The organism is Paenisporosarcina sp. P5_A11, from assembly GCF_056400705.1.
The window spans coordinates 1-11,117 of record NZ_JBFUKT010000105.1; the positions used below are offsets into that span (position 1 = coordinate 1).

Genomic DNA, 11,117 nt, shown 5'->3' on the forward strand with positions numbered 1-11,117 from the left:
ATTTAACATCCATTGATGTTTTTCAATAGATTGGTAAACAGCATTTAATAAATCTTCTGTCATATCATCTTCATCTTTTGCGGCTTCATTCATCCCTTTTTTCAAGGATTTCATAATTTTATCAAAATCTTTAACAACCGTTTCGACCATTTGATCCGTTGATTCTTTGCCAGTCGCTTCTGTTACATCCGACTGTTCCAAATGTTCTTTTAATGTTGCTACTGGTTTTCCACCCAATGTTAATAACCGCTCAGCAATTTCATCCATATGGAGCGTTGCTTCATTATAAAGTTCTTCAAATTTAGCATGTAAAGTGAAAAATTGTGGACCTTTTACATACCAATGGAAATTATGTAATTTTGTATACATTACAGACCAAGTTGCTACTTGCTTGTTAAGTTCGTTATTTAATGCTGCTGACATAAATTTCACACTCCTAAATAATTTTTAATGCTTAATTACTTTCAATTTACCACTAAATTACTTAAACTAAACATATAAGTAGAGTGGAGTGAAAAAAATGTCCCTTTGGTTTTTAATAATCGTCGCTTTTATTATCATGATTGGCATAACATTAATGTTTATGTTTTCAACTAAAAAAGCGTATACGATTGAGCATAAAATTGATCCTTTACCTAAAGAAACAAATAATTCAAAGGATACGTGATGAAGTATCTAGTCATTGGTTTTTTTAAGCTATATCAAAAAATTATTTCTCCCTTGACTCCACCTAGTTGTCGTTTTTATCCAACTTGCTCACATTACGGTATTGATGCAGTTAGAAAATACGGCGCAATAAAAGGAACTTACTTAGCAGTTAAACGAATCCTGCGTTGTCACCCTTTTAATGAAGGTGGCTATGATCCTGTTCCGGATGAATGGGATGAAAGAAAATGACTTCTTGAAAAAGAGTCATTTTTTTTTGTGTGTTTTTCTTGTGTTTTAATTTTATTTCTTGTATGCTATTAAAGTTATCATTTCAAATCGTAATCATTACCATTTAAAAGGAGTTAATCATGAAGAAATTTTTCTTACTAAATATAGTTGCTGTTTTAGCTTTAATTACAGCGGCATGTGGTGATACTAATACAACAACTAAAACGAATAATTCAAATGAGTTAACCGTTTATACAACCGTTTACCCTCTTACTTATTTTACACAGCGTATCGGTGGAGAAAACGTACAAGTTAAGTCCATTTATCCTGCTGGTTCAAATGAACATACTTTCGAACCTACTCAAAAAGATATGATGGCATTAGCTGATGCTGATTTATTTTTCTATATTGGGCTAGGACTAGAAGGATTTGTGGATAATGCAAAAAAGACATTAGCAAATGAAGACTTAACCATGATTGCTACTGCAGATGCTGTATCTGATGAGGAAATGGCAGTGAGTGAAGTTCATGAAGACGACCATGCTGAAGAAGAAGGACATGAAGGTCATGAAGATCATGACCATGGAGGAATTGACCCTCACCTGTGGATTTCACCACAACTAAGTGTACATCTTGCTGCTTCAATAAAAGATTCATTAATTGAAAAAGACCCTGATAATAAAGAAACATACACAAAAAACTATGATGTTTTAGTGAATGATTTGAAACAATTGGATTCAGACTACAAAGAAATGGCAAATGCATCAAACAACAAAACATTCTTTGTGTCTCATGCAGCATTTGGTTACTTAGCTGGAACATATGGTCTTGAACAAGTGGCAATAGCAGGATTAAACTCTCAAGATGAACCATCTCAAAAAGAATTAACAGAACTAGTGAAGTTAGCAAAATCGATGAAAATTAATACGATTTTATTTGAACAAAACATCTCTTCTAATTTAACGAAAGTGATTCAAAATGAAATCGGTGCTGAAGCATTAACAATGCATAATTTAGGCGTATTAACACCTCAAGACATCGCTCAAAATGAAGATTACTTCACGTTAATGAAACAAAATTTAGAGACCTTATCAAAAGCCTTGAATTCTTCAAAATAAACGAAAACCACGGATGCTAGACCATCCGTGGTTTTTTATGCATTAAATAGTTTTCGTCTCACTTCGTATTGTTCAACCAGCTTATGATTCAACTTCACTCCTACACCAGGTGTTGTTGGTAGTAGAATTTCTCCATGTTGAACATCAATCGTTGGTTCACAAAGGTCGTAATCCCAAAAATGATTGGAAGAACTAAAATCACCTGGATATTTAACGCCATGTAATGATGCCAACGCAATATTAAACGCTTTTGACACTCCGAATTCGATCATGCCACCTACCCAAATGGGAACAGCTGCTTTGACACAATTTTCATGAATACGAAGAGCATTTGAAAGCCCACCCACTCTTCCTTGTTTCATGACGATTATTTTACCTGATTGTTGATCGATCATCTCTTGAACATCTTGAATACTCGCTATGCTTTCATCTAGCGCAAATGGAGTTTCCATTTTTTTTTGAGCTATTGCAGACACCCTATTTTGTTGTTCTGAAAAAGGCTGTTCAATCAATGTAAACCCACATTCGTCAAATGCTTGTAATAAGTGAATAGTATCCTCTGTAAAGGCTCCATTGGCATCGGCAAAGAATAATGTCTGAGGATACTGCGTAATTATTTCTTTCAGGTTTTGAGGATTCGACAATTGAGAAATTTTTAGTTTGATACGTTTATACCCTAGAGTCACAGCAGATTCGATATCAGCATTCATTTCTGCTTCATTAGCCGAAGCTACTACAACTCCCGCTTCTATTGCACGTGAGGCTCCACCAATTACTTGCCAGAGAGGTTTCTGTTGTCTTTGTGCAAATATGTCCCATAACGCATGATTGACAGTAGATTTCGCCATATGATTGCGTTTGATAAAGGATAAACAACTATCCAGGTCATCTGGATGAGAGAATGTTTGATTTAAAATAGTAGGAATGATCCAATTCTCAAGAGCAAGCCAAGCTGTCTCTACAGTTTCTTCTGTATACCAAGGAGAAGTGAATGCCACACATTCTCCTACACCGATATTGCCTTGGTCATCGTGCATTTCAATAAGAATACTTTCTCTTTCCAATACTTCTTGCAAATGCGTTGTGAAAGTTTTTTTAAGAGGGACGCGAACGTGATGTAACGTTATTCGTTGGATTTGGATGTTACCCACTCTCTCAGCTCTCTTCTTAAAAGTTTATTCGAAGCATTTCTAGGCATTGCTTTTACGTGATAGAGCTTCTTAGGTACTTTATAAGAAGCTAATTTAGATTGTAGAAACTCGCGTAAAGAATCCAATGAAATTTCTCCGTCACTAACAATAAAGGCAACTGGTACTTGCCCCCAATTCGCGTCATCCACTCCACATACACCCGCTTCACGAATCATAGGATGTTGCAAAATAGCACTTTCTACTTCTGCCGGATAAATATTCTCTCCACCTGAAATGATTAAATCTGAACGACGATCAACGACAAATAAATAGCCCTCATTATCTAAATAACCAACATCTCCAGTGAAAAGCCATCCTTTATCTTGAGAAGGTGTAAGTTCATATTGACCAATATAGCCAGGTGTAACATGCCCACCTCGAATGCAAATTTCCCCTTCTTCAAAAGGTTTATTTGTCTGATCAATTCGGATAAAACTTAAATACAGAGGTTTTCCAGAAGATCCTAATTTTCTAGCAGCATCTTCAGGTGCGAGAGTAGCCGTTTGTGATGCCGTTTCCGTCATTCCATATGTTTGCAGGATCTGAATACCCCTTGCAATGGCTCTTTCTAAATAATGACTTGGAACTGGGCCTCCTCCAACCAGCATGGTAAGCAATCGAGGAGATACATTGACATCTCGCTCATCTAATTCTCTCAAAAGTCGTTCTAACATTACTGACACTACTGATATTCGAGTGACGCTCCCATTTACCAAATCATCTACTACTCGTACCACATCAAATTTCGAATAAAGTTTAACTTCCATGCCATATAATACCGAACGAATTAAAATGGATAAACCGCTGATATGAAAGATTGGCATGGTGCAAAGCCACACGTCATCTGTTTGAATGCCCATATTGAAAGCAGAAGCAGTTGCGTTTGTCGTATGGTTCAATACGGTTTGTCTAACACCTTTTGGACGACCTGTTGTACCTGACGTATACATAATGGACATCGTGCGGGAAAGCGGCCATTCATCTTCTATATTAATCGGGACTGAAATGATTTTAGACAATTCTTCCAGTGTTAGCACTTTGTTTGTGCCGATTCTTTCTTTGTAACTTTCTTTTACAAGGACAAGAGTAGGTTGTGCATCTGAAATTTGATACGCTAGTTCCTCATCTGATAAACGTTCATTTAGTAAGACGACTTCACAACCCCATTGCCAGCAGGCATGGATGGTCATAATTAACTGCGGATGTGAAGGCGCGAGTATGGCGATTCGAGTTCCATGATCAATACCAGCAGTTTTCAAGTTACCTGCTGTTATCATAACTTCCTCAAACAACTGTTGAAAAGTCCAAGATTTGTCCTCAAAAGTTAAAGCTAATCGATTTGGTGTCATTTTTACTCGTTGTACTAACCAGTTTGGATACATGTTTAACCCACCTTTAGAAAAAGCTGTCCCTCTTAAAGGACAGCTTGAGAAATGATTATATCAAGGGAAACGAGGGAATTGACCGAAGTCAGGTTTACGTTTTTCCTTAAAGGCATCGCGGCCTTCTTTTGCTTCATCAGTTGTGTAATAAAGAAGTGTAGCATCTCCTGCTAATTGTTGAAGACCTGCTAAACCATCTGTATCTGCATTCATCGCTGCTTTTAAGAAACGAAGCGCTGTTGGAGACATAGAAAGCATTTCTTCACACCATTGAACAGTTTCATCTTCTAATTGTGCATAAGGGACAACCGTGTTGACTAAGCCCATATCAAGTGCAGCTTGTGCGTCATATTGACGGCATAAGTACCAAATTTCACGTGCTTTTTTATGTCCGATAATACGCGCAAGATAACCTGAACCATAACCTGCATCAAATGAACCAACTTTAGGTCCTGTTTGACCAAAGATTGCATTGTCTGCCGCAATTGTTAAATCACATACGACGTGAAGGACGTGACCGCCACCAATTGCATATCCAGCAACCATAGCGACAACTGGCTTTGGAATTACGCGAATTAAACGTTGTAAGTCAAGAACGTTCAAGCGAGGAATTTCATCTTCCCCAACATATCCGCCGTGACCTCGTACTGATTGGTCTCCACCTGAACAGAAAGCTTTTTCACCTTCACCAGTTAAGACAATCACCCCAACATTAGAATCGTCTCTTGCATATGTAAATGCATCCAATAATTCTTTAACTGTTTTCGGACGGAACGCGTTGCGCACTTCCGGACGGTTGATCGTAATTTTTGCAATTCCGTTGTATGTTTCATATTTAATATCTTCATATGTACGTTCTGATATCCATTGACGTGTCATACTCTTCCTCCTAAAATAATCATTTCACTTGCTCCATTATTATTGTAGCAAACTGAACGGGATTTTCCACATGAATTGCATGTCCAACCGCTAAAACTTCTAAATGGTGGCTGTTTGCTATGCAAATTTTCATTTGTTGTGCGATCAACTGAAATTTCTGATCAAACTCTCCAGTAATAAGTGTGACTCGCATTTTTAATTCATCAAGTCGTGGCCAATACGAAGGTTGGCTACCAGTTCCTATCCCTTTTAAACTATTCGCTAATCCTAAAGAGGATTGCTGAAGGCGTTCTTCTCTTATGGCTTGTCGTTTTAGCTCAGGGAGTTTCTTCTGGGACAGAAATAGCGAGATGTCTTGCCAAAAATCAATAAATGCCGGCAATCCTTCTAGCTCTATTTTGTTAACTAATGATTCATCTGCCTTTGTTCGTGCTTGTTGTTCAGTCACTGATTGAAGTCCTGGAGAAGCACTTTCTAATACTAACCGTTTCACATGCTCTGGAAAAGTAAGTGCATACGCTAGCGAAATTCGTCCGCCCATCGAATAGCCAACAAGAGTAAAATCAGATACTTGAAGCGAAACGAACAGGTCATGTAAATCAAGAACTTGCTCCTGCATTTGATACCGCTCAGATTCTAGTGGAGCTTCCGTCTTACCATGTCCCAATAAATCCACTGCAATACATCTAACAGTTGTCGGCAAATGTTTTATTACCGATTCCCACGTTTTCGAACTCCCTGTAAAACCATGTAAAAAGACCATTGTCTCAGATGCTTCCTTGTTCATTATGGAATATCCTACTTTTACTCCTCTAACACTCTTAATTAATTGCTCCACAGTTGGTCTAACTCCTCTGTGATACCGCTCCATAAATGACGATGGGCTAATACATTTTCTGTACGATTGGTCTTCACTTCTATGATGCGTAAATCTTTGTGTTTATGCGTAGTCAAAGCATGTTCAAATTCTACCTTTGAAGCGACAGCAAAATATTCTGCTTGATACATAGTTGCAATTGAATCAAATGTTAAACCTGTTGGCGTGCCGAACAACTTCTCAAAATACGTTTCCTCAGTTGACTGTGGGAGATAAGAAAAGATGCCCCCTCCGTCATTATTCATAACGACGATGGTAAGGTCTGTCTCATGAAAACGGGACACTAATAAGCCATTGCTGTCATGAAGGAAGGAAATGTCACCTATTAAAAGAGTTGCAGGACGCTTTCTAGCTTGCTGTATGCCGAAAGCAGTTGATACTACACCATCAATTCCATTTGTGCCACGGTTTGCATAAATGCCAATATCTTTAGCTGTCTTGTTGAAGAACGTATCCACGTCACGAATTGGCATGCTACTTCCAGATATTAAATCACTACCATCAGGTAACAGATTAAATAACTTTCCAGCAAACGCTCCTTCATCTTGTTGTTCATCAATGTAACGTTCAATATGTTCTGTTGCAAGTTTGTTCGCATGTGTCCAAATATCCAGCGTTTCATTAGTTTGACCATGTAGGTTACTATTCCAAAACACTTGGGGAATTGAATGTATATGATGAGTCACTACACCTAGAGAATCGCGGAATAATGGATCTTCATCAATTACTATATAGCTTGCTGGTTTGGATGCTTTTAAGAAAAGGGAAAGTGGTTTTGACACTGGTTGTGCACCAAATCGTATAACAAAATTCGGATTAACAGCCTTTTTAAAATTCTCGCTTTTCAACAAAGCATCGTATTGATCTATTAACAAATGCTCACACTCTGCAGGAACTTCGGTTCGAAGTTGGGACAGTGCATCGGCTAATATTGGCCACTGGATTGATTTCGCAAAAGCCCAAAAATCTTGTTTGGAAAAGTCACCAGAAAGTTCTCCAATAATTATAAAGCCCCTGTTAGTATTCCTAATCATGTCTTCTACTAAGTTAATAGATGGTTGAGAAGCAACGATAGATCCGGGAATCGATTGTTGATAGGTTGAAGGTTGAATTTCATAATCAAAGTCGAGTAGCAACGGCTCGCGAAAAGGAATGTTTATATGGACTGGTCCCATCGGTGCTGCCATTGCGAATGTAACTGCTCGACCAGTATGTCGCTCGACAAAAGGAATCGTTTCTTTGTAACCATCAGCTAGTGGAAAGTCCACACTCCATTTAACGTGATTTCCATACAATTGCACTTGATCTATGGCTTGTGGTGCTCCAACTTCTCGCAACTCGTGGGGGCGGTCCGCAGTTAGCACAATGAGGGGGATCCTAGCATAGTTAGCTTCTACAATTGAGGGGAAATAGTTAGCCGCTGCTGTTCCCGAAGTACAAAGTAAAAGAACAGGACTTTGTTTAGCTTTTGCCATTCCTAACGCAAAGAATCCAGCTGAACGTTCATCAACTTGCATATAGGTGTTGAATGAGTCTGTTTGGCTAAACGCATAAGCAAGTGGCGTAGAGCGAGATCCTGGACTAATGACAACATCCTCAACACCCGCTTGAAGAAAAGTTTGCACGATAGTATGAACGTATTCGGTTAAATTTGAGCGGTTATCCATTTAACTTGCCTCCAAGAGTTCGTAACATCGGTCTGAATTTCACTAATGTCTCTGCATATTCCGATATTGGATCTGAATCTGCTACAATTCCTCCACCAGCATATAGATATGCTTTTTGTTTATTTAATAAGGCAGAACGAATGGCTACTGCAAATTCTCCGTTACCTTCCGCATCAATCCACCCTACTGGAGCAGCATAATATCCACGATTCATTTGCTCCACCATTCTAATAATGGTCATGGCATCTTTTCGTGGTTCGCCGCCCAAAGCTGGAGTTGGATGTAAATCTTTGACAAGTTGAAGTAAGCCTTGTCCTTTTTGTAAACTCCCKTCAACAGGGGTAAATAAATGTTGGATGTCTCGAATTTTCATAAGTTTAGGAAACTTCGGTACTTTAACATCTTCACAATACTGTTTAAATACATCGGTTATCATATCGACTACGTATTGATGTTCTTCACGGTTTTTTGAATCCTGTAGTAGCTCATTACCAAGTTGTTGGTCTTCTGTAGCAGTTTGTCCTCGCTTAATAGAACCAGCTAAACAAGTAGAAAGTGCTTTGCGATTTTCAACCTTTACCAATCTCTCGGGTGTGGCTCCAAAAAACAAATTATCTCCAAGCTCTAGTCCAAAAAGAAAACTTTCTGGTTGTTCTTTTGACACATGATACATGGCCGAAGGAGAACTGACATCTTCAGCGAATGTTAATGATAAAGACCGCGCAATTACGACTTTCTGCGCTTCTCCAGCATGAATTAACTTAGTTACATGGGAAACTGCATCTAAATACAGCTCTTTAAAACGCTCTTCTAAGTTCATTAACAGAGGTTTTGCATAAGGTTTCAGTTCTTTTACTTGTGCTGCATGAATCAAATCATCACGCTTCGAGCGTAACTGATCAAATAGGTGCAGTGAGTCTAATTCATTTGTTACTAAATGAATACTTATAAAAACTCTGTCATCCCGAATGACAAGTTGAAATGATGGCACAGCAAAATATGCTGAAGGAAACATATCCCACTCGGAAGACAAATGATTTTCAGGGTCAAATGAAAAACCACCAAATAATATAGGTTGTAGATCCTGTTCTTCATTCACAATTTTAGAACATAGTTCGTTCCATTGTTTATCTACTTCCTCAAAACGACTGTCCTCAGAAGAACTTGTAATTACATGAGCATGTCCGAGTCCAACTAATGTAAATGTTTTTTCACGGTTTTGCCAATAAAATCTTTTTCCTTTATATGACTCGCCTGCTTCAAAAAAAGCAATTGAGGATAATCCATTAACTTCAATCGTTTCAGTATAAAAATGTACAGCCGAAGATAAATCTTCGACAGCGTATCCTGTGGATGTAAATGACTTACGATTCATCCAGATTCCCTCCGTAAATAGGACTTCGCAAAAAAGCGAAGTTCCTTCAATATCATACCTTCTATCATACCTCTTTTATCCCGATTCGGCATTAGATATGCAAACAATCTACCCATAATTAAGTTGTTGAAGTACAATAAGGGAGGTGAAAAAAGAATAAGGAGCGGAGTCTATATGTCACACGATTTAAAAGCCGATACAGGCTGGCGTATATGGTGGCAATTAACACGTCCTCATACGTTAACAGCATCATTCGTCCCGGTATTTTTAGGAACAATGATTGCAATTTCTTATACAGATATACATTGGCCATTGTTTTTTGCCATGTTACTTGCAAGCATGCTCATCCAAGCAGCTACAAATATGTTCAATGAGTACTACGATTTTGCAAGAGGATTAGATAATGAAAAATCTGTTGGTATTGGTGGTGCTATTGTAAGAAATGGCGTTAAACCAAAGACAGTCATGATCCTAGCACTACTGTTGTATGCTATCTCAATTATATTAGGCATCTATATATGTTTCGAAACCACTTGGTTATTAGCTGTTGTAGGAGCTGTAGCAATGGCAATTGGTTATTTATATACTGGCGGTCCATACCCAATTGCTTATACTCCATTTGGTGAATTATTTTCTGGTGTATTTATGGGCATGTTAATCGTCTTAATTGCTTTCTTTATTCAAACAGGTGAAATTACAACGATTGCGTTATTACTGTCTGTTCCAAGTATGCTACTTGTTGCTGCAATTATGCTCTCCAATAATATTCGTGACATTGTTGGCGATAAAGAAAGCGGTCGGAAAACAATGGCTATCTTAATCGGTCGGAAACGAGCAATTACTGTATTGCTCGCGCTGTTCATTGTTTCGTATGTATGGATCGTCGCTCTAGTTATTATGAGTGTTCTGACACCTTGGGCACTTCTTATATTTTTAAGTATTAAAAAACCTATACACGCAATTCGTATTTTCAGAACAAAAGAACATGCATTAGAAGTAGCGCCAGCGATGAAAGATACTGCATTAACAAATACAATATTCGGTTTCCTACTTGGTATTGGCCTATTAATTGGCTTTTTAATCTAATTCTTTAAAAAAACCGCAAGGGCTCTATTGAGCTCTTGCGGTTTTTTATAAGTTTACGGCTAGAATTACATAATTTRWAAGATTAGAATGGTTATGTCATGGTTCCCTATAATTCGACAAATACWCATAAAAAAACACGCTATCCGAAGATAGCGCAYCTTTCTATATGACCCCTACGGGATTCGAACCCGTGTTACCGCCGTGAAAGGGCGGTGTCTTAACCGCTTGACCAAGGGGCCTTACATCTGGCGGAGAAGGAGGGATTTGAACCCTCGCGCCGGTTGCCCGACCTACACCCTTAGCAGGGGCGCCTCTTCAGCCACTTGAGTACTTCCCCAGAAATAATTGGCTCCGAAGGTAGGACTCGAACCWWCGACCAATCGATTAACAGTCGATTGCTCTACCACTGAGCTACTTCGGAATGGTGGGCCTAAATGGACTCGAACCATCGACCTCACGCTTATCAGGCGTGCGCTCTAACCAGCTGAGCTATAGGCCCACAAAAAATTGGAGCGGGTGAAGAGAATCGAACTCTCATCATCAGCTTGGAAGGCTGAGGTTTTACCACTAAACTACACCCGCATTATGGTGGCTCAGGACGGAATCGAACCGCCGACACAAGGATTTTCAGTCCTTTGCTCTACCGACTGAGCTACTGAGCCACATT

At 38.7% G+C, this 11,117-nt stretch carries 11 protein-coding genes and 6 tRNA genes; 4 read left to right on the forward strand and 13 right to left on the reverse strand.

Annotation, left to right across the window (positions count from 1 at the left end; all coding sequences use genetic code 11):
• The coding region (locus AC1DOS_RS13435; protein WP_477537917.1) for a Dps family protein at positions 1 to 423 on the reverse strand (423 nt) is incomplete at its 3' end.
• A gap of 97 nt (positions 424 to 520) precedes the next feature.
• Here AC1DOS_RS13435 and ytzI point away from each other — a divergent pair.
• From ytzI to AC1DOS_RS13450, 3 genes are all read left to right on the forward strand, one after another.
• Positions 521 to 667 carry a YtzI protein gene (ytzI, locus tag AC1DOS_RS13440; protein ID WP_108587479.1) on the forward strand — a complete coding sequence of 49 codons (147 nt, stop codon included), beginning with the start codon at positions 521 to 523 and terminating at the stop codon, positions 665 to 667.
• Positions 667 to 897, forward strand: coding sequence for a membrane protein insertion efficiency factor YidD (gene yidD / locus AC1DOS_RS13445; protein ID WP_108587480.1), 231 nt, complete (start codon positions 667 to 669; stop codon positions 895 to 897). The genes ytzI and yidD overlap by 1 nt, the downstream gene beginning before the upstream one ends.
• A 119-nt stretch (positions 898 to 1,016) precedes the next feature.
• Positions 1,017 to 1,994 (forward strand): metal ABC transporter solute-binding protein, Zn/Mn family, encoded by a 978-nt coding sequence (locus AC1DOS_RS13450; RefSeq protein WP_477537918.1) that lies wholly within the window; start codon positions 1,017 to 1,019, stop codon positions 1,992 to 1,994.
• A gap of 35 nt (positions 1,995 to 2,029) precedes the next feature.
• Here AC1DOS_RS13450 and menC read toward each other — a convergent pair whose 3' ends face one another.
• The 6 genes from menC to AC1DOS_RS13480 are packed head-to-tail and all read right to left on the reverse strand — an operon-like array spanning position 2,030 to position 9,364.
• Positions 2,030 to 3,145 carry an o-succinylbenzoate synthase gene (menC, locus tag AC1DOS_RS13455; RefSeq protein ID WP_477537919.1) on the reverse strand — a complete coding sequence of 372 codons (1,116 nt, stop codon included), beginning with the start codon at positions 3,143 to 3,145 and terminating at the stop codon, positions 2,030 to 2,032.
• Entirely contained in the window at positions 3,118 to 4,566 is a 1,449-nt protein-coding gene (locus tag AC1DOS_RS13460) for an o-succinylbenzoate--CoA ligase (protein WP_477537920.1), read from the reverse strand. The genes menC and AC1DOS_RS13460 overlap by 28 nt, the downstream gene beginning before the upstream one ends.
• A gap of 60 nt (positions 4,567 to 4,626) precedes the next feature.
• Positions 4,627 to 5,445 (reverse strand): 1,4-dihydroxy-2-naphthoyl-CoA synthase, encoded by an 819-nt coding sequence (menB, locus tag AC1DOS_RS13465; RefSeq protein ID WP_477537921.1) that lies wholly within the window; start codon positions 5,443 to 5,445, stop codon positions 4,627 to 4,629.
• Positions 5,446 to 5,464: 19 nt separating this feature from the next.
• Positions 5,465 to 6,283: a 2-succinyl-6-hydroxy-2,4-cyclohexadiene-1-carboxylate synthase gene (menH, locus tag AC1DOS_RS13470; protein WP_477537922.1), complete on the reverse strand. Its 819-nt coding sequence runs from the start codon at positions 6,281 to 6,283 to the stop codon at positions 5,465 to 5,467.
• On the reverse strand, positions 6,271 to 7,989 hold the full coding sequence (menD, locus tag AC1DOS_RS13475; protein ID WP_477537923.1) for a 2-succinyl-5-enolpyruvyl-6-hydroxy-3-cyclohexene-1-carboxylic-acid synthase: 1,719 nt from the start codon (positions 7,987 to 7,989) through the stop codon (positions 6,271 to 6,273). Before menD ends, menH begins: the two co-directional genes overlap by 13 nt.
• Positions 7,982 to 9,364: an isochorismate synthase gene (locus AC1DOS_RS13480; protein ID WP_477537924.1), complete on the reverse strand. Its 1,383-nt coding sequence runs from the start codon at positions 9,362 to 9,364 to the stop codon at positions 7,982 to 7,984. Before AC1DOS_RS13480 ends, menD begins: the two co-directional genes overlap by 8 nt.
• A gap of 174 nt (positions 9,365 to 9,538) precedes the next feature.
• Here AC1DOS_RS13480 and AC1DOS_RS13485 point away from each other — a divergent pair, with 174 nt between their 5' ends.
• Positions 9,539 to 10,450, forward strand: coding sequence for a 1,4-dihydroxy-2-naphthoate polyprenyltransferase (locus AC1DOS_RS13485; RefSeq protein ID WP_477537925.1), 912 nt, complete (start codon positions 9,539 to 9,541; stop codon positions 10,448 to 10,450).
• Positions 10,451 to 10,617: 167 nt separating this feature from the next.
• On the opposite strand, the gene AC1DOS_RS13490 is transcribed toward AC1DOS_RS13485, so the two are convergent.
• The 6 genes from AC1DOS_RS13490 to AC1DOS_RS13515 all read right to left on the reverse strand — a co-directional run bounded on the left by AC1DOS_RS13490 (position 10,618) and on the right by AC1DOS_RS13515 (position 11,112).
• Positions 10,618 to 10,689: transfer RNA gene (locus tag AC1DOS_RS13490), tRNA-Glu, on the reverse strand.
• Between the two features lie 7 nt (positions 10,690 to 10,696).
• A tRNA-Ser gene (locus tag AC1DOS_RS13495) sits at positions 10,697 to 10,787 on the reverse strand.
• A gap of 9 nt (positions 10,788 to 10,796) precedes the next feature.
• A tRNA-Asn gene (locus AC1DOS_RS13500) sits at positions 10,797 to 10,871 on the reverse strand.
• A gap of 1 nt (position 10,872) precedes the next feature.
• Positions 10,873 to 10,949, reverse strand: a tRNA-Ile gene (locus tag AC1DOS_RS13505).
• A 9-nt stretch (positions 10,950 to 10,958) separates the two neighbouring features.
• A tRNA-Gly gene (locus tag AC1DOS_RS13510) sits at positions 10,959 to 11,032 on the reverse strand.
• Positions 11,033 to 11,036: 4 nt separating this feature from the next.
• Positions 11,037 to 11,112 (reverse strand) — tRNA-Phe (locus tag AC1DOS_RS13515).
• Between the last annotated feature and the right edge of the window lie 5 nt (positions 11,113 to 11,117).

What these genes read in the sequence shown, in the direction of transcription:
- ytzI (WP_108587479.1), top strand. Translation starts at nt 521, where the DNA reads ATGTCCCTTTGGTTTTTAATAATCGTCGCTTTTATTATCATGATTGGC.
- yidD (WP_108587480.1), top strand. Translation starts at nt 667, where the DNA reads ATGAAGTATCTAGTCATTGGTTTTTTTAAGCTATATCAAAAAATTATT.
- AC1DOS_RS13450 (WP_477537918.1), top strand. Translation starts at nt 1,017, where the DNA reads ATGAAGAAATTTTTCTTACTAAATATAGTTGCTGTTTTAGCTTTAATT.
- AC1DOS_RS13460 (WP_477537920.1), bottom strand. Translation starts at nt 4,566, where the DNA reads ATGTATCCAAACTGGTTAGTACAACGAGTAAAAATGACACCAAATCGA.
- menB (WP_477537921.1), bottom strand. Translation starts at nt 5,445, where the DNA reads ATGACACGTCAATGGATATCAGAACGTACATATGAAGATATTAAATAT.
- menD (WP_477537923.1), bottom strand. Translation starts at nt 7,989, where the DNA reads ATGGATAACCGCTCAAATTTAACCGAATACGTTCATACTATCGTGCAA.
- AC1DOS_RS13485 (WP_477537925.1), top strand. Translation starts at nt 9,539, where the DNA reads ATGTCACACGATTTAAAAGCCGATACAGGCTGGCGTATATGGTGGCAA.